Annotated in this window: 13 protein-coding genes and 1 tRNA gene; 11 read left to right on the forward strand and 3 right to left on the reverse strand. The window is 35.2% G+C overall.

The window, feature by feature from the left end; genetic code table 11:
- Positions 1-24 precede the first annotated feature (24 nt).
- The 4 genes from ACU5DF_RS00465 to ACU5DF_RS00480 all read left to right on the forward strand — a co-directional run bounded on the left by ACU5DF_RS00465 (position 25) and on the right by ACU5DF_RS00480 (position 5,577).
- Positions 25-381 carry a hypothetical protein gene (locus tag ACU5DF_RS00465; RefSeq protein ID WP_446711365.1) on the forward strand — a complete coding sequence of 119 codons (357 nt, stop codon included), beginning with the start codon at positions 25-27 and terminating at the stop codon, positions 379-381.
- Positions 374-2,977, forward strand: a complete 2,604-nt coding sequence (locus ACU5DF_RS00470; RefSeq protein WP_446711366.1) for an OmpA family protein — start codon at positions 374-376, stop codon at positions 2,975-2,977. Before ACU5DF_RS00465 ends, ACU5DF_RS00470 begins: the two co-directional genes overlap by 8 nt.
- A 94-nt stretch (positions 2,978-3,071) precedes the next feature.
- The gene (locus ACU5DF_RS00475; protein WP_446711367.1) at positions 3,072-5,138 is read left to right on the forward strand and encodes a hypothetical protein; all 2,067 of its coding nucleotides are present in this window, start codon (positions 3,072-3,074) and stop codon (positions 5,136-5,138) included.
- Positions 5,139-5,502: 364 nt separating this feature from the next.
- Positions 5,503-5,577 (forward strand) — tRNA-Gly (locus ACU5DF_RS00480).
- A 250-nt stretch (positions 5,578-5,827) separates the two neighbouring features.
- Here ACU5DF_RS00480 and ACU5DF_RS00485 read toward each other — a convergent pair.
- From ACU5DF_RS00485 to tssH, 3 genes are all read right to left on the reverse strand, one after another.
- Complete coding sequence (locus tag ACU5DF_RS00485) at positions 5,828-6,562, reverse strand: DNA/RNA non-specific endonuclease (RefSeq protein WP_446711368.1); 735 nt, start codon at positions 6,560-6,562, stop codon at positions 5,828-5,830.
- A 276-nt stretch (positions 6,563-6,838) separates the two neighbouring features.
- Positions 6,839-8,443, reverse strand: coding sequence for a sigma-54-dependent Fis family transcriptional regulator (locus ACU5DF_RS00490; protein WP_446711369.1), 1,605 nt, complete (start codon positions 8,441-8,443; stop codon positions 6,839-6,841).
- Complete coding sequence (tssH, locus tag ACU5DF_RS00495) at positions 8,430-11,096, reverse strand: type VI secretion system ATPase TssH (protein ID WP_446711370.1); 2,667 nt, start codon at positions 11,094-11,096, stop codon at positions 8,430-8,432. The genes ACU5DF_RS00490 and tssH overlap by 14 nt, the downstream gene beginning before the upstream one ends.
- A 463-nt stretch (positions 11,097-11,559) precedes the next feature.
- On the opposite strand from tssH, the gene ACU5DF_RS00500 reads away from it, so the two are divergent.
- From ACU5DF_RS00500 to ACU5DF_RS00530, 7 genes are all read left to right on the forward strand, one after another.
- Positions 11,560-12,078: an Hcp family type VI secretion system effector gene (locus ACU5DF_RS00500; protein ID WP_446711371.1), complete on the forward strand. Its 519-nt coding sequence runs from the start codon at positions 11,560-11,562 to the stop codon at positions 12,076-12,078.
- A gap of 69 nt (positions 12,079-12,147) precedes the next feature.
- Positions 12,148-14,226 (forward strand): type VI secretion system Vgr family protein, encoded by a 2,079-nt coding sequence (locus ACU5DF_RS00505; RefSeq protein WP_446711372.1) that lies wholly within the window; start codon positions 12,148-12,150, stop codon positions 14,224-14,226.
- Positions 14,213-14,710, forward strand: a complete 498-nt coding sequence (locus tag ACU5DF_RS00510) for a hypothetical protein (protein ID WP_446711373.1) — start codon at positions 14,213-14,215, stop codon at positions 14,708-14,710. Before ACU5DF_RS00505 ends, ACU5DF_RS00510 begins: the two co-directional genes overlap by 14 nt.
- Positions 14,711-14,718: 8 nt before the next feature.
- On the forward strand, positions 14,719-16,044 hold the full coding sequence (locus ACU5DF_RS00515; RefSeq protein WP_446711374.1) for a hypothetical protein: 1,326 nt from the start codon (positions 14,719-14,721) through the stop codon (positions 16,042-16,044).
- Complete coding sequence (locus tag ACU5DF_RS00520; RefSeq protein ID WP_446711375.1) at positions 16,025-16,999, forward strand: DUF2169 family type VI secretion system accessory protein; 975 nt, start codon at positions 16,025-16,027, stop codon at positions 16,997-16,999. Before ACU5DF_RS00515 ends, ACU5DF_RS00520 begins: the two co-directional genes overlap by 20 nt.
- Before the next feature lie 2 nt (positions 17,000-17,001).
- Positions 17,002-17,937 carry a hypothetical protein gene (locus tag ACU5DF_RS00525; protein ID WP_446711376.1) on the forward strand — a complete coding sequence of 312 codons (936 nt, stop codon included), beginning with the start codon at positions 17,002-17,004 and terminating at the stop codon, positions 17,935-17,937.
- Positions 17,938-18,086: 149 nt separating this feature from the next.
- Positions 18,087-20,072, forward strand: coding sequence for a serine/threonine protein kinase (locus ACU5DF_RS00530; protein ID WP_446711377.1), 1,986 nt, complete (start codon positions 18,087-18,089; stop codon positions 20,070-20,072).

Below are 20,072 nucleotides of genomic sequence, written 5' to 3' on the forward strand. Positions count from 1 at the left end.
TTGAATATTAATCACGAGCGTAAAATGAGATATGTTTTAAAGAACCGTTCAATCAGTCCTGATGGTAAGTATGCGTGGGGTGAATCGGCGCAATATCGTTATTTTATAAACACTGAGACTCAAGAAGTTAACAGTGAAAAAATAGTGCGTTCAGAAGTCGGAAAGTATCAATATTTTGAGCAGTTAGGATTAAATGCTAATTACGCAAGAGATGGTGCGGGAGGGGTTGTTTTTCTTAAATTAAACGAAGATAAAACGGTCCCGAAGGATGAATGGGTAAACTGGCCGCAAATCTGCTCAGGCCATTCAGCCACATTGTCATGGTTATATAATGGGTTTGCCAATGATGGCGCATTTATTAAGGAGGATAATAATGAGTAATAAAACAGTATTGGCTGAGGGGATCTATTTATTTTCTACGCAGTTTGGATTTGTTCTTGACCAGAATAATAAAAGAATATATCAAAGTTGGCATACCAGCCCAAAAATAAGTAATTTTGGGAATGATAGAAAAAACAGTGGTGTCGACAATATTCGTCCCGTTCCTTTTACTCCCTTAATTGCCAATATAAAAGAGTTAAGCGAACAAGTAAAAAAGGAAGAAACCAATGGCATTTGGGGGACAGACAAATATGGGCTGATCCATGCACTTGAGGTGGGCGTACAAGCGATTACTGAAAGTGGTGATTTTGAATACCTTCAACATAAAAGTGTGGTCAACGATTTAGACGATGGCCTGTATTCATTGTGTTTTCCGCCTTTAGCTATATTGAGTCGCTTAACTCTCGACAATAAATCACCAATAGAGGTGGCAAAAAAACTGCTTAGTTATTCCACCATAATAAAAAAAGAAAAAGAAAAAGAAAAAGAAAAAGAAAAAGAAAAAGAAAAAGAAAAAGAAGTTAAATTTGCTTTAACAGAAATAGGGTTAGAACAATTAGCTAAGCCTTATAAACCCTCATTAGATGGCACATTAACGGATGTTCAAAAAGAGTATAACCAATGGTATGAAGAGGTGTCTAAACAGGGTAAATCACTAAAAGGGTTCTTATTGCCATCGCAAGCTATTTGTAGTGTTGTTTTTTCTTCGAAAGTTTATATTAACGCTAGAGTAAGTGTGTTGAAGTTTAAACAAGATAAAAATAGCGTTAAATGGGAAGCTATAGCAAATGATATACCTGTAACTTTTCCTGACAATGGAAGTGATGATTTTCCTAGTGCACTTATAAACGTAGACCCTGAATCCTTTCAAGAAGGGTACTATAGTATTCGAGTTACGTTTGATCCACGTGATTTCGATAATCAAATTATCCCAGAATACATTCAAAATAGTAATATCGAGAAAATCAAATGCGGCTTACTAGATGGTTACCAATACGAACTCAGAGAATATATTCGATTTGATAATCATACCCCATTAGGAAAAATGGCCATAGTCTGTGGCGATATGATCTCTCTAGAGGAATCCCTAATTTGCCAGTTTCCACAATATCTTTCTCATTTAACAGCACACTTAAAAGGAAAAGAAACAGATACCAAAGCCCTTCAAAGCCCAGCACTAACAAGTTTAGCGGTATTAACCGGAACCAAAAAAGCAAGCATGATACTTGGTATGGATTTATTGGCCGGCGGCCTCACACCACAACTTAATAACGGCCCAACGGCAATGATAAATAACATCGCTAAGTTGTATTGGGCGGAGATAAAAAACAAAAATCTTCCGACTGCAATGCAAGCAACGGGAGAGATCATCTTTGGTCTTCAATCTATTAATGAAGGTATTGGCAAATTAAACAATCTGATGCAATTGCAAGAAGGCAGTGTAGCTTATCGCGCTGAACTTGGTGGTTCTGCTCTGTTTAAAGCAACCGTTTTTGATAACGAGAAATACAATAAATTTAAAGAATACCTCGCAAAAGCTAATCAAGAATTTAAAGATGGAAAATACAAAGTGGTTGTTGGGAGACTTTCAAAATCATGGTTTGAAGGTTCAAACCTAGCAGGAAGAGGGCTAGTTATTACTGATACGGCTAAAAATATCTCATTGCTATTTAATCATGCAAAGCAAATTACAGAACAAAAGAAAAAAGCAGAAAAAGCTCGTGGGGATATGGTTAAAGTCGCCAGCGAATACCTCACTCATATTCCCGTATGGACAGAAACACAGTTAGCACTAAATAAAGAGAATCAGCAAGATTTTGAGCTGATAAATATTAAAAGTAAAACCCTATTTAATGATGAAAGCGGTTCGGGTTTTGATGTTGTGTTTGAGTTCGATAATAAAAGTACAGATACATCGCAAGTTCGCCAAAAGATTGCTGATATAGTCACTTTTATAGAAAAACAACCAAGTGTACAGATTATTATTGAAGGGCATACGTGCCAAGTCGGCACTCACAAATACAATATGGAGCTCTCACAACAAAGGGCGCAGAGTATTGCAGATCTTTTTCCTGAAAAGTTACAAAATAAAATAGACATAATTCCTTTTGGTGAAACACAACCATTAATTGCTGCCTCAGGAAGAGAGATTACCTCTAACAACCCTAAACTAAAACCTAATCGCCGAGTAAAAATAAAAACTTATTTAAAAGTGCTTGATATAGTGTATTCCCCTAGCCGAAGTGGAATGGGTGTATTAGAGCGTTCGCGCTTAATTACCTTAAATGCGATGAAAAAAGAAGATGATCTAACACTAGCTGCACAACTTGCATTATTAGAATCTCTCATCGGTGTAGCTTGTTTTATTCCAGTGATAGGGCCAGCAGCAAGAGGAATGTTATTGGCAAAAGATGGCTCAAAGATAGTCCAATCTGGCTTGAGTTTCTTAGATGAAATGATATTTGAGTACTCATATGAGAAAGTTAAACAGGTAAATGGGAATAAAAAAGATTTAAGTAATTTAGCTAAAATTCAGATGGAACTATTAAGGGAGCTAAGAAAATTTGATACCAAACTAGAAAAACAAAGTCACTAGCTATGGCGACTTAACGGCGTATCTATCTGATGATACAACCAAAAATGAGATATTAAAACGTTATCAACTTCGAGCGCTCGCTTTTAATGGGTTAATGATGGTGTTGCTCTATGCTTATGATGAGAGCGAAACCTCGTATTCAGGTAAGAGTTTTAATCAAACGTTAGAAAAATATGACGTTAAAGGTTATATCGTAAAATATTTGCAGAATGATACATGGGCAGTCAATAGCATTAATAATAATGATTTAGGATTTGATTGGATAAACCAATGTAAACAGAGAATTACACAAGATATTCAACCGTATTACCAAGTGCTTCCTATAGCAAGACCAATGACTAGCTATATCCAAGGCCAAAAATACCAAGAGAAAGGAAAAGTAGAAGGGCGATTTAACCGAGCTTTCCCTGTTCAAGGTCTATTGTATGAGCTACCAAGTGATAATAAAGAGGCTAAAACCTTATTTGAAGAATTTGCACGAAATTTTTCACCATTACCAGTAACACTCAATTTGGATAAGATTGTATTTCAGCGAATTTTAGTATCAGATCAAGAGGGAAAAAATTGGGTTGAGTATTCAAAATGGTACAAAAATGAGAACAGCTATATAACGAATCGACTTTCTCCATTTCATCGATTAAAAATTCAGGTTGTTTTAGATAAAAGTGTCAAAACGGTATTTCCATATGAGATAGCTTACCAAAGGGTTGATGGGATAAATATCGCGGGACCTAAGTTTAACGTGTTATTTAAACCAATGAAGTACGATGACTTTTCTTATAAAGATGCAAAGTTACAAAAAGCCATTGGTAATCATGATGCAGTGACAGCCATTGAATTTGAGCCATTTTACTACTTTGGAAGTCAGCGCATTTATGGGCTAAAACCTATCGTGAGTAAAGATCGGGTTAACGCTTTATATTTCCTACATTGGTTAGGAATAGAAAAGATTTTGGCTGTAAAAGAGACTGCCTATGAAGAATATGTTTCAACTGGTGGCTTTAAAAATATGCGTTACCAGTTATTACTTAAAAAACCAAAGAGTAAGCACCAACAAGCGTTGATGATGAATAAATCAGCAGATGTGTTCAAATTTGGCGTTCATAGTGAGAACAGTCATACCGTGATACTAGAAAATGAAAAAACAGGCTCAACAAAGACGCTGCCTTTTATCTCGGAAGGACGCTTATTAGAGGTGGAAGAGTTTACCTACTCTACAGAAACTGGAAAAAGACTCCCTATAAATGTTATTGATAAAGTCTTGTATCAAAGTATAGGCGCAGAATATAAAAACACCTGTTATTTAGCAAAACAGAAAAACTCCACACAGACAATAAAGGATTTTTCTTGGGATAAAGCAGATGAGTTAGATACACTACATATTTTACTATGTGGTAAAAGCAATAAAAAAGAGTATGAAACAGCATTAAAAGAGGATTGGAAAAGCGTTGATGTAATGGTGCAATTACAAGCGACAAAGTATGTTCCTGAAGAGGATAAAGTCACAAACCATTACCACCATAAAACAAATATCAATAGTTCATCACTTTATGATAAAAATCCGAGCGCAAACATAAGTATTAAAACCGTTGGTGGGCCAATATATAAATCTACATTGAAGTATGTGGGTGAGATACGCTTTGATGGGATTTGGAAAATATCGATACCAGATAGTACCGTTATAACAAGTAAAGTCAGTGTATTTTTAACGAAATCCATAGAGGAACTTAATAGACGCCGTATATCACTGGATAAGAAAAAGAGTCATGCGATCCATATTGCGTCTTTTAAACTAAAATATGGAACACCTGTGGGCATTCAGGCTTCTGGATTACGACCATTTGGTGACATCATTAAAGGAAATGATAGCTTATTTAATTTACAGGCAGTTAAGTTCAAGCAATTAAATACTGAGAATCATGTATTTTTAAATCAAAAAAGTTCAAGTAATTTTGCAATGCCCACGTTAAATAATACAAAACTGCTTGAACCTATTATGCCGTGGATGGAGCCAGGAGCAAAAGGGAAAAATGGAGTCAATGGTGATGTAGCAAGTGAATGGGGAGTGCTATCAGATGATAAACAACGTAAAGAGAGAATTAAAAAGTGGATAAAAAAAGAGCCCTCAGTTATTGAGCTCAAAGCAAAACGGTTTATATAATTATACCAATTCCAGTAATTCTCTAGTCATTATTACTGGTTAAATCACATAATAGCTTCGTTAAAAATTATTTAAGTAGAATAACTACTTATCAGGATTTTTGCCTTGCTATTAAGTGGTTTTCCTGCGTAATAAATAGACCATTTAATTAATGGCAATGGTATTACTAGAATCAATATAAGCATAAGAAAAACTGCTCCCTAAGTTTCAATGTCTGGAACTAGGGAGTGATTTCCTATGAGAATGTCATAATATGATTAATATTTACAACATTTGTTTAAATAACGTGCAATCAATTAGTTAAGTATAAAAAAAGCTTTACCTCAGCGCTCAGTGTGGCATTATCTATCTCGTTCGACGATGTGCGTACATCGTATAATGGCTATTACCTCAGCCTTCCAAGCTGATGATGCGGGTTCGATTCCCGCTGTACGCTCCAATCTCTTTTTATCCTCCTCAAGAGATTGTTCCTGTTTTTACTTATCAATAAATCACATTGACTTCATATTATTCCTTTAATTTTATCTATTAAAAACCGTTTTTAAAGGCATTAACATTTGAGTACTGTCTTTTCATATTTGAAATTGTATAGCTACGGTTACTTAATAAATAATTGATATATAACGAATTATTTATTCTCATAGGTAAGGGTATACCCATAATGGCTTGTTATGGGTATAAACGAGGATTTACCACATATCCCATACTTGAGCTTCTACTTTATCTTCAACATCATCAGGTAGGTCGCTAAAGAAATCGATTTGAGTTGCTTGCTCAACTTCATCGACAGTTGTGATAAAGGAGGATAATTCAGAAGAAGATATTTTTCTGTGTGGTAGGATAAACGCAATAGCTTCATTATAGTTAGGGTCAAGAATAACTTTGTAGAAACGTTTTGGTACATAGACACCATTGCCAATATAGGATTCACTTCCATCCCAAATAGGCCCTGATACGACATATAACTCATTATAAGTATTTGCCCATTCTCGTACTTTTTCTTCTAACCCCTTCCAACCACCACGGTTAAATCCTGGTAATTGTGGTGCCATGTTAGACATTAGAAAACTTTGTTGCATAGACTCTTTTGAGATATCCATTGTACCCGAAGGGGCTAAATGCCCTCGGTCATAGCCTGTTTTTGAATAATCATTGCTGGTTGCTCGGAAACTGGTAGGAAGCTCTTTATCAATACGAAAATTATTGGAACGTTTATAGAACGTATTCACACTTTCCTTAGTTATATGGTAAGCAACCCAATTTGATACTTTGTTTTGGTAATTATAACCTACAGCATAGCCATCCCTACAGAGTATCTGGTCGCTGTTATTTGGTGTGCCTTTTTCAAGATGCTGATGGCATTCTTCAGCATAAATGGCAGGGGATAGTGATAGGCTTAATATAGCAAGTAGTATCGGCTTCATGTTAATCATTCCTTACAATTTAATTGTATTAAAAATGAGATTTTATGAATTTAATTTGTATTTTAATATCAATTAGATATGAAGTTGTGATGCTTAATTTTTTTACTTTCCCATGATGGGATTTAGAGCACTTTATCAACAAGGCTAGTAAATTACTTCGCCTGCATATAGGTTCAGTAGAAATTGATTTATTTCAATGCAGTTTGAGTGGATATAGAACACACCTGTAACCGACAATTGAGGTATTGTCGGAATAAGTAACAGATGTGAATTAGATTAATGGGTATGTTCAGATGAGATATTATGCTTTTTCATCTTATGGTTTAAGGTACTTAGTGGCAAAGCAAGATATTCGGCGACTCGTTTGGTTTGCCAGTTATAGGTATTTAAGCATTCAAGAAGAATGTTTTTTTCATAATTACCTACAATGTGTTTGAGGGAGTTATTGCCATCTAATTCATTTTCAGAAAAAGAATTAATAGTTGGTATATTTAGATTTTCTGTGTGAATGGATTCATTATCTCCAAACTCGATAAATGAGATCGTTTCAAAATCAGAAAGAAAAACAGCTCGTTCTACGATGTTTTTAAGCTCTCTAACGTTACCAGGGTACGAATATTTAAGTAGTTGCTGTCGGACGTGATTATTAAGTAGTGGTGGTTCGATATCTAGGCTTTTGCTGATGTGTTTAATGAAAAACTCAGAAAGAGGAATAATGTCAGCTTCTCTGTCTCTTAATGGCGGTATGGTAATCGGAAACACATTCAAGCGATAAAATAAATCAGCTCTAAATTCATTCTTTTTAATTTTATCCATTAAATTTGCGTGTGTGGCAGCTAATACTCTTACATCAACGACTACTTCTTTATTTGCACCAACAGGTCTAAATTTACGTTCTTGCAATACACGTAATAGTTTTGCTTGTAATAATAGGGGCATATCACCAATTTCATCTAGAAATAATGTGCCCCCATTGGCTGCTTCAAACAAACCTATTTTATCTTTATCCGCACCTGTAAATGATCCTTTTTTATGACCAAAAAGTTCAGATTCTAATAGCTGCTCTGGAATTGCGGCACAGTTTTGTACAATTAATGGCTGTGTTGCTCGGTCAGAGTTTTCATGTATGTATTTAGCAATAACTTCCTTACCAACGCCAGTTTCTCCTCGAATAAGTACATCAACAGGTAAAGCTAGCACTTTGTTTAACCGATTTAATGTGTTTAGCATTATTTCACTTTCAGCAATAGGGCCATTATATTGGCTTTGATTACGTCGTTTAAGTTGTTTATTTTCTCGTACAAGGCTAGCGTTATCCTTTGATAACTCTTTAACCATATAACCGTAGGTTTCAAGCCATACTGCTTGGCGAATGTTAGTTGCTGCCATTTGACAAAAACCAGTTAAGCTTGTTTCATCATCAATAATATTTAAGTTGAATAAAACCAATAATCCTACTGTTTTTTGTTCGTTATCAATTAATGGCCAAGCTAATAGGTTTTGACTTTTTCTATTTAATATGGATTCTGATTGATAAATATCATCACAATAATAGCCATTATATTGGTAGAGATCATTAATCAATATGACTTCACCATTATGGTTCGCATAGTTGAAAGGATCGGTTTCATTTGTTGAATCTAATGTTAAAGGCAACCAAGGATGTTCCGCCAATATACGTTCATTATGGTGTACGACATTTGGCAGGAGAGCTTGTCCTGTTTGGTCTAAAACATAAACAATGCCGTGGTCAGCAAAAGTAAGCTGACGTGCTGCTGCCAAAATAGCATCAAGAGTTAGTGCTAATTGACTGCGATCAGCCAGAGATTGGCTGATCGCAAGTAGGGCATTATTTAGGTTGTCTGGCTTAGCTAAAGACATAACCTAAAGTTCCTTGCTCATCAATAGAAATGACAATATTCGAATGTGCTTCATCTCTGTCATGAGTAAGAAGTTGAGTTGAAAGTTGAGGTAGCAATTGGCGATTGATGACAGCATCAATATTACGGGCACCAGTTTCAGATAAGCGACAATTTGAAAGGATAAATGAAACTAACTTTTTATCATAACTTAACGTTAACTTATGGTGTTTCTTTAAACGTTTAGATACGTTATTTAGTTTGTGGACGATGATATCTGTCATTGCTTCATCATTTAATGGTAAGAAAGGCAATACATTCATGCGTGCTAGTAGGGCTGGTTTGAAGTGAGTATTTAGCGTTGGTCGAATTGCTTCTGCAACAATATGAGCATCAATATCTTTTGATTGCTGCACGAGAGATTCAATTTCATGTGTCGCTAAATTACTCGTCATAATGATCAAGGTGTTTTTAAAGTCGATGGTACGGCCCTCGCCATCATTTAATGTACCTTTATCAAAGACTTGGTAGAATAAGTTTAGTACTTCTGGATCGGCTTTTTCAACTTCATCTAATAAAACGACTGAATAAGGGCGTTGACGTACTGCTTCAGTTAACATGCCACCTTCACCATAACCGACATAACCAGGGGGTGATCCAATAAGGCGAGATACAGTATGTTTCTCTTGGAATTCAGACATATTGATGGTGGTCATGAAACGTTCACCACCAAACATTTGATCGGCAATGGCACGAGCTGTTTCTGTTTTACCTACACCACTTGGTCCAACTAATAAGAACACACCTGTTGGAGCATCTGGGTTGACTAACCCTACTTTAGCTGTTTGTAATCCTTCAGTTAAAGCCTTAATTGCAAAAGATTGACCTTTAATGTTTTCTGTTAAGGCAGATTCGAGATTTAGCGTTGTTTGAGATTCATCTTGCAGCATTTTTCCCATTGGAATACCAGTCCAATCTGAAATGACTTGGCTGATTTCATCTGGACCAACTTCAAAATGAACAAGAGGATGCTTACCACGAATATTGTCTAACTGTTCATTACAAGAGTGAATTGCTTGGCGAGTCTCTTCTTCAGAAAAATCATAACACCTTGGTTTATTTTCTTCGTCATCGATATCATTTGTTGAATCTACATTGTTTTCTAATGTTAGGCTGTGAAGGTGAGTGCGTAGTTCAATCATTTCATAGATCGAAGCTTGTTCTTTTTTCCATTGATTTTGAAGTACAGCCTGTTCTTGAAGTGCTTCTTCCATTCTCTTTCTTAATTCAGGAATGACAGCTAAAGAATATTTATCACCTGTTTGTTGTAATTTATCACGCTCTAGTGCTTCTAATTCACGCTCTAATGCTGCTATTTCTTGTTGTAAAGTTTCAATAGGTGCTGGGATGGCATTTAAACTGATGTTGACACGCGCACAAGCAGTATCTAATACATCAATGGCTTTATCTGGTAATTGTCGACCAGAAATGTAGCGATCAGATAATGTTGCAGCCGCAGTAATTGCATCATCACGGACATATACATTATGTGAGCTTTCATAGGCAGGACGTAAGCCTCGAATGATTAATGCAGCTTGTTCTATGGATGGTTCATCAAGTTTAACTAATTGGAATCGTCGTGCTAGTGCTGGATCTTTTTCAAAATATTTTTTGTATTCAGACCATGTTGTTGCAGCAATAGTTTTTACCTCTCCACGAGCAAGAGCTGGCTTTAATAGGTTTGCAGCATCACTACCACCGGCTTGGTTACCACCACCAACTAAGGTATGCGCCTCATCGATAAAAAGGATAATTGGAGTTGGGGAGTTTTTCACTTCGTCAAGTACCGCGTTTAAGCGCTTTTCAAATTCGCCTTTGACACTTGCTCCTGCTTGTAATAGCCCCATGTCTAAGCCATACAATTCAACACCTTTTAGGCAATCTGGCACTTCGCCTTGTACTATTTTAAGTGCAAGTCCTTCGACGACAGCTGTTTTACCTACACCAGGTTCACCGACAGCAATTGGATTATTTTTACGACGACGGGCTAAAATATCAATGATCTGACGGATTTCTTGATCACGACAAAAAACAGGATCAATTTCACCTTTACGTGCTTTACCCGTAAAATCAGTCGTGAATTTATTTAATGCTGAGCCATCTTCTCGCACATGAGTTTGTTCAGATGTCGCAATTTGAGATTCAATAGAACGAGAAGTTAATTCAGTAAAGTTTCGCTTTAGAGTGTCAGGATTAATAGTTTCTAATAATGAAGAGTATCCGTGTTGACCATATCGAAGTGGATTACTTATTAAAGTAAGCAATAAGGCACCTGAACGAATTCTATTTTCTGAGAGATCCAGTGAAGAGACTAACCAAGCTTCTTGTAACCATTCAATTAACATGGAAGAGAAAACAGGCTTTCCGCCGTGATTTTGATGATTGCTCTCTAGACTTGACTTAATAGCTTGTCGCAAGAGGTTTTCAGAACAATCAAAGTGAGCAAGTAATTGGTCAATATCATTATTAGGACGTTCTAATAAACTTAATAAAAAATGTTCGATCTGAACTTCTGCTGATCGTTCAGAAACGGCAAGAGAAGCGGCATCTTCTAAAGCTGTTTTAGTTAAAGGATGTAAGCGCTGTATTAAAGAGGAGAGATTTATATTTATCATAATATCGTTTCTATTGTTAGCCAATGTGAATAATTAGTCTGAGTATACTAAATATAAAAAATATTTTTTTTTAGAAAGTAATTATATCGCTATGTTTTAGATGAAATATCGTTATTTAATTTTATTAGCAATGTCTTTAATTAATATTTTCAGTTATTTTGATTTTTATTGTAGGCATAATAACTAAACTGCATGTCATTATGACCTTTTTGCTATTTGAGTATTATATTAACTAGTATTATTTATATTTGTCGATAAAATGATTTTTTCATCCAATATATTGGATGATTAAACAATAAATTGTTTCAATAAATTAAAATAAAACGGTATAGAATGGTTAAGTTATTGTTTTTATGGTTAAAATAATGTTGGCACAGTGGTTGCTATATCAATTTTAATCGTAGTTATAAACGATTCAATAAATGTAAGTAACTTTAAATATAAATAATGAAAGGATAATAAGATGCCAACTCCAGCATATATGTCAATTACGGGTGAAACACAAGGCGCTATTACTAAAGATGCATACTCTGCAGATTCTGTGGGTAATACATGGCAGGAAGCTCACGTTGACCAATTTTTAGTTCAAGAACTTGATCATGTATTAACTGTTCCACGAGATCCACAAAGTGGCCAACCTACGGGCCAACGTGTTCATCGTCCAGTAATCGTAACTAAACAGCAAGATCGCTGTTCTCCATTAATTTTTAATGCTTTAGTCTCTGGTGAAAAATTACCTGAGTGTAGTATTAATTTTTATAGAACTTCAATTACCGGTAAACAAGAGCATTATTATACAATCAAACTAATTGATGCATTATTGGTTGATGTACAAACTCGCATGGCTCATTGTCAGGATGCGGCTACGTCTGATCGTGTAACTGAAGAAGTACTTAAGTTTACTTACCGAGCAATTGAAGTAACTCATGAGATTTGTGGTACTGCTGGTAATGATGACTGGCGTGCTCCACGCGAAGCCTAATGGTTTTGTGTTAGATATAAAGGGTCACTTTGTGGCCCTATTTTTTTCTATTAGTATTAGGTAAGAGATATGGTTGGCAAAATAGAATTTAAGTTTGACGTTTCAGGAACAGCACACGATTTTCGTGTCGAAAGCTTTAATGTAGTGGAAGGCTTATCTAAATCTTTTAATGTAAGCTTATCGTTACTTTCACTTAATGCAAATATTGCTTTTGATGAGTTGATACGAAAACCAGCACTACTTGAAGTGTTTGGTCAAGGTGTTGGAACGGCTCGTAAATTTCACGGAGTAGTTAGTGAAGTTCGTTATTTAGGTGAAGGTCGACGTTTTTCTCGTTATCAAATCACGCTTGTTCCACAATTTTGGTTCTTAACACAACGTCAAGATTGTCGTATATTTCAAGAAAAATCAGTGATTGATATTGTTAATGAGGTATTTGATCTCGCATGTTTGGTTGATTACCGTTTTGACATTTCTTCTGAATACCCAGTAGAAGAGTATATTTTACAATATCGCGAAAGTGACAGTAATTTTGTACAACGATTACTCGCTGAAAATGGGTTATGGTATTACTTTGAACATACTAGCTCTAATCATACTATGGTTATTGTGGATAAAAATGATGCTATTGCTGAATTAGAAAATACGCTAGGGAATTCATCTTATGTTGGCCCTGTTGTATATCAATCAGATGGTGGTGGTAATGCAGATCGGGAGCATGTTTTCAATTTACAATCCGTTAACCGTGTTCGTACTGGGCAGGTTACGCATACAGATTATAATTATGAGCAACCACTTATTCCACAACAGATGGAAAGTATAGGCTTGATTGATAATGATTTAGCGTATTTTGATTTTCCAGGAAGGTATGTTGAACCTTCTCAAGGCTTACTGAGAGCCGAAGAAATAATGGCAGAGAACGTGGTTGATAATTATCAAATTGAAGCGTTGAGCAACGTAATGCGACTGACTCCCGGTTACAGTTTTGTATTGGATAAGCATCCACGTAAATCGTTAAATCGAGACTATACAATTTTAACAGTGAAACATAACGGATTTGATCCTCAGGTTCATGAGGACGAAGCATCGGGTCAGCCGACTACATATCAGAATCAATTTAGCTGTTTACCACGTGATATTGAAATTAAAACACCTAAGTTAGCGGCTCCTATTGTAGATGGACCTCAGACTGCCATTGTTGTGGGGCCTGCTGGTGAAGAAATTTATACAGACAAACTTGGCCGTATTAAGGTTCAATTTCATTGGGATCGCTATGGTGAGAATGATGAACATTCAAGTTGTTGGATCCGTGTTAGTCAATCAATGGCCGCTCCTACTTGGGGAGCTGTTTATTTACCAAGAATTGGTCATGAAGTCGTAGTTGGTTTTTTAGAAGGAAACCCCGATCGTCCATTAATTACGGGGGCTGTCTATAATGGATTACATTACCCACCGTATTCTTTACCTGAGAATAAAACACGTACAACCTTTAGAACTCAAACGCATAAAGGCGATGGTTATAACGAATTAAGCTTTGAAGACAAAACCAACGAGGAAGAGGTATACATTCATGCTCAAAAGGATATGTCGACAATGGTTCTTAACGATCGTTTTCGAACTATTGGTAGAAATGAAACTTTGAATGTTGCAGGTAACCAGACTAACGACGTAAAAGGTGATCATAAAGAAACGATTAATGGTCATAAAACCACTTTAGTTAATAGTACATTTACTGAAACAATCGAGCAGGATGTTCGTGTTAAATATAATGCTAATGAATCACAAACTGTTATTAACAATACCACGTTAGAGATAGGTGATAATAGAACCACTAATATTGGTAAAAATGATGACTTAAAGGTTAATGAAAATAGTAATCTATCGGTTGGAGCTTCTCGTTCTAGTGATGTTTCTGTTGATGATAATCAAACAGTTGGAGGAGATCTTACTGTTTCAGTTAAAGGTAATACTGCCTATAAATCTGACGATTCAACGCAGATTATTAGTGGCAATAAAATTGTGCTAAAAACGGGCAGTTCTTCATTAGTAATGAGTAGTGACGGAACGATCAAATTATCAGGTAAAGATATTACTATTGAAGGTTCAAGTACCGTAACAGTGAAAGGTGGTAAGGTTGCAGTTAATTAATTCAGTTGAAGAAGTGATTGAGATCCTCAATGAGGCACCGCAAGCTGATGATTCAGCTTGCGTTCCTCGTTTTGGTAAAATCGTTTCTTTTCATGCGGCACAGAATGATCGAATTTATGTCGAGTATGATGGATTACCAGAAGGTAGTTCTGTTATTGCCAAGATAGGACGCTTGTTTCGGCATTCGGAATTAGATTTAGCTATTAAGAATAAATTGATGTGTCGGATTGAGTTTTTAAATAATGATATGAGTTTACCGATTTTAACAAATATATTTTTTTCAGTATTAGATGATGATAACCCGATTGTATTAAAAGGTAAGTCAATCATAATTGAAGCTGAGCATGAAGTAATTATAAAAAGTGGTAAGACTCAAACTAAATATAGCGGGCGTGATGGTAGGGTGACAACACAGGCAAAGCATATTACGTCACAAGCTGAAAAAGCAAATAAGATCCAAGGATCTACCATTTCTGTTAATTAGGGGTATTTATGAATAAAAATAAATATCGTCATTTAGTTGCAGATGTAGAAAAACCACTATTAGAGACAGATAAAAAGCAAGTTTTATCGCATATTCAATCTTCTCAAGAAGAGCTTGATTCATTTTCTGATCTTACAATTGATTTTTTACGAACTAAAGCGATACTAGCAGCTGAAACGGCTTCTTTTTATCTTAAGCAACTGTGTGGGTTTCATCAGCAAGGATATCCGTCCTCAGATATTAGTTACCTTTACTTATTACAAGAACAATTAGCGGCTATTGAAAATGTATTTGTAGCATTATTTCGTATTCACCATGGCTTTGTTAATCTTATTTATGAAGAATTTCCTGAAGTCCTTGCTTGGCTTTACTTAGGTCAACAGTTTGAAAATCAAGATAAAAAAAGTACATTATTAGGAGTTTCTATTTTAGATGATTTAGAAACTACGTTATCTATTGCCTTAATTTTAAGATCCGACTCTTTACAGCTAGATAAAATACTAGTTCGGTTAATTGAAGGGAAATCAAGTAATCGTGATTTGTACTTTCAGTGTGTGGTTTTAAAACAAAGTGTAAGTATTCAACTTGTTAAGCACTGGCTTGAAGAGAAAACGTTGTCTCAAAATACACTACACTCTTACTTAGCATTATCTAATGTAAACAGTAGTATTCAATGGCTTGATGAAGCGAAGAATTATGAAGACGTTCTATTTGAACAACTTATTTTAAAAGAAGATAGAGCGACTTGGTTGTATCAGAAGTATTTACCAGAAAACAAGCCTTCAGATATTGTTTGTAGTTATTCAAAATTACTAGCATTAAAAGAATGTTCTGAATTTGATATACAAAAAAAACACAGTTATGTTCATTTGGTGCTATGCGGAGATACAACGCTAGTTCCTATGGTTATCGAACATCTTAAAGCACTTGATGAGTGTGACGCAAAACCTTGGTATGAAGCCTTATTTATCTTATACGGTGAATTATTACCATTTTTACCATCAGAAATAGGTGTATTAATCGATTGGAAAGATGCTTACATTCTTTTGTTAGAGTGGAAAGAAAAGCAAGATATTGAAAAAACTTATGCGCTTCGTATGGGAAAGCCTCTTGACTTTGATGCTTCAATTACTGCGATGAAAAGCTCAGAGATAAATGCTGTATTACGTGGTTGGTTATGGCGTGAATTATGTATTTTAAGTCGGGTGCATTTTTATTGGCATGCACAATTGCCTTTTCATGACCAAGAACGATTATTCGAAAATATTATTAATATCCCTTTGATTCGAGAACGATTTAATTTGAGAGGTAAAAATGCAACTGTGGGATATTGATCCTGACTCATCCCATTCCTTAAAAGGGCGCTTTCAACGAGATGCTGAAGGGAATGAAGTGTGGGTATTAAGCATGAAAAGAGCATGGTATTTTTCTGATGGGGTTTGGCTGGAAATACGGGATAAAGTTGTGCTTAATGATGATCCTATTTATGAAGGTGCACCAGGCTTCTCGACTATGCTTGCAGATCATGATTTCCCAGTCTATAAACAAAATACAGATGTAGTGATTTATGGTAAAGCTCGCAGTTATGGCCAAAAAGCAGTGAATAGTCACATTTGTCGTTTATTGTTAAATGGTCATATTGATAAATCATTAAAAATAGTAGGTGATCGCCATTGGGTAGAGCATGCAGGAAGCATTACGGTATCAGCCACACAACCTTTTATTGAAAAAGATATTGATTACACAAATGCTATTGGAGGTGATATTCGAAATAAATTTGGTGGTGGAGCTTCAACGAGCAACCATGAATTACTTAAAAGTAAAGTACCTTCTATTTTTTATCCAACCCAAAATTGGCAAGCAAACAGTAACAAAGTTGATGTTGCAGGTTTTGGCCCTTACCCTCAATTTTTTCAAGACCGAGCGAAATGGGCCGGTACATTTGATGAGCAATGGTATGAAGAAAGACGACCTATGTTGCCATTAGATTTTAATCCATATTTTTATCAGTCAGCTCCGTTTGATCAACAATGTAATGGATATTTAAAAGGGGGAGAAAGACTTGTACTTAGTGGGTTTTGTCATGATGATACGTTGTCGTTTTATATACCAGAGAACACCTATCAGGCGTTAGCTATTTTTGATGGTGAAGAAGAGTCAGTGGATATGCCTTTATATACCTTATGGATAAATACAGAAGAGAAGCGTATTGAAGCTACTTATACTGCCTGTTTTCCTTGTCAAGGTAGAGAGCATTTATTAACGTTATCTCGTGTATTGGAGCTTTAATAATGAGCGGTTATGAATATATTTTAGATACAGAAGTCACAGTTCCTTCAGGAATTAATGTTGAATTAGCCATTGCGGTTGCACAAGCAAATATCGATCTTTTTTCTTCATATGAGGCAGATGGTGAAACATATACATTAGCAACATTGGCATTTTTAGAACAGAGTAATATATTCACTAAAGTGACAGATATACTCACTTTCCTATTGCCCCCTTTACTAGAGCGATTACCAACGTTATTAAAGCCATTACCGATAATTTTGTCTGTTCCAAGTACTATTTCTGAGCACAGCCTATTGAACTGGATACATAATAGCCAATACATGGGTTATTTATCTCATATTACAATCAGTCACAATAGAGGAAATGCATTTATAGAAGAGTGCTTGCATAGCGGATCAGAACCAGATGCGGTGATATGTATTGCGATTGATAGTTTACTGGATGAGCTTGATGCCTTAATTGAAAAGAAAAAGGTAATGTGCAAAGTGAACCCTTGGGGAATCATTCCTAGTGAAGGTGGGGCGGGAATGGTGCTAGTTAAAAAAAATGTAGTCGACACATTAAAATTAAGTCCTCAAAGTCAGATTGTATTTTCACAATTCGATCATGGCAGTTCTGATAGAAGGGGCTGTTCTCGTCTTATTAGATTAGTAAGTAAAGACTTTACTCATTTAGGCTTAATCTACAGTGATATGACTAATCAACGTTCACAAATAGAAGACTATGGTTTTGCTATTGGTGCGAGAAGTGAAGTAATGTCTCATGAGCAAGAAGTATTATTAACTAATGAGTACTGGGGAACTATTGGTGATGCTTCAGGTATAGCCACGCTTGCAACAATAAACGCTCTTCATCCAGTAGGGGAAATAGCAACGGCTTTTTTATTCGATCAACATAATAGTCGAGGACTTTTAGTTTTAAAGAAAAATAAGTAACAAAGGTAATGTCATTTATTAGGTTTACCCCTGTCAAATTAACTAAATGTCTAGAGAAAATGCTTGTTTTGTTTTCTAGTATTGAAAGTGATTACCTAAATTTATTATTATAGTCTCTAAATTAATGAGGCGTTTATAAAGAGTATCTAGTGTCTGACCATCAGGGACAAACTAATGATTTTATTAATCAGTTAGTTGTTAAAGCGATCGAAAAGAAAAAAAAGAATGAAGAAACATTGGCAAATAAATTAAAGCCAAGGTTAGAGCATGTCTTATTTTCACAGTTCGATGTATTAGATACGATTGAATCAAAAAATAAAAAAACAACTTTATACCGATTAGCTAAAAAGGATGAGCCAGAAAAGCAGATTTGTTGCAAAGTATTAAATTCAGAACAGTCTGATGTTATTAATGATATGTTTTTAACGGAAGCTACTCATTTAGAAATAGCACAACACCCAAGTATTGCTGAATTTATTAAATTAGGAAAAGAATTTGAACAACCTTATTTTATGTATAAATGGGTTGATGGCGAGTCTGTTTCTAAAAAACTTTCTCGGTATAAATATAAAAACTTTCGCCATGATCATATTGCATGGCTGATCTACCAATTGGCTGGTGCATTAGAATATATTCATACCCAAGGTATTTGTCATTTAGATATTAAGCCTTCAAACATTATTATTTGTGAAGACGATAGCATTAAGATAATCGATTTTGGTGCGTCAAAGGACATGAACGATGTCAGTACTTACAGTGAAGTGAGTCTTGCTTACGCGTCCCCATTATTTATCAAATCAGGCAAGGCGATCCCACAAGATGATGTTTATTCGATGGCACTACTGACATGCTGTTTATTTACTGGTTATTCTGATAACAATGATTGGAAAATAGTATTAAAGCAACGCAAACGACCATCAGGAATGCCGAAATCTGTATGGAACTTACTGCGTCTAGTTGTTGAAAACCCAAGAAATCATGGATTAACACCAATATCATTTGCTCAAGCTTTGGCATATATAGATACAAAGGCGATACAGAGTAATCATAATGCACCGTTATTTACACAATTGAAAAATGCTGATTTAGTGCTTAGAAAAAATGATAAATACGATTTTGTACAAATAGGGCGTTTTAAGTATTTAGAAACGGTATTAGTAGTAAGTGTATTTATTTTAATGGCAACTTTTTTATTTACTAAAACTCCTTTATTTCAAACACAAAACACAGATATAGCATTGGTTCAAAACTCAACTGTTATAGCTTCCCCTCAAGTGGCTCAGTCATCAGAAAATGAGCAGTGGAGTGCTAAGCAATCAGCAGAGAGTCGATTATCAGATTCACAATTGTTTTCACAATATAGAAATGTAACTAGTGTTCAAAATAGTCAGTTAGGTACTTGGTATCAACAAGAAGAAGATAAATTACAACAACAGCGTCTTAGTCAGATAACGCAATTTTCGGAACTTAAAGAAATGCATAAAGATACTGTCTATATAAGAGATATTTTGGCTAGAAATAACGCTTTATCTCCCTTAATCGATAAACGATTAGCGAGACTTATAACAACAGTAAACTCCCTTAAGTTAGAGCACCAAAAATACAACTATTCGTCAATGCTAGAAGGTAATGTATTAGCAAAAAATATTCTAATGGGTCAGAGTGAAAATGTTCAAGAGTATATGAAGAATGCTTGGGTTAAAAGTCAAGCCGAATCTTATTTTTATGCAAAAATATTACCAAATGATGTATTAAAAGAAATATTGATTTTGGTTGATAATCAAGCCGAGTCACATTTTTACAGCAATGCAATCTCAGATCTAGATAAAGCGATTAAGGTCTATGGTAATAGTGTTGAATTAATAGATAAAAGGTCAGAACTTATAGTCAAACGTAGTGAGTACATACTATTTGGTACGGTCACTGGTGAAAACGTATTTCAAAGTGAAAAATTGACTTTAGCTCTGAAAGAGTTAGATAAAATAGAGCCTAAACGATTTAAAGAAGTAGCAAAATTATTAAAGAAAATGTCTCAAGATTCATTGAATAAAAGCTTTAAAAAGAATATACCGACCGACGGTGCTTTATTAATAGAGAAGGCATTAAATAAATATCAGAACAAGGTCACAATTTAA

Source organism: Aliivibrio wodanis (genome assembly GCF_052920805.1).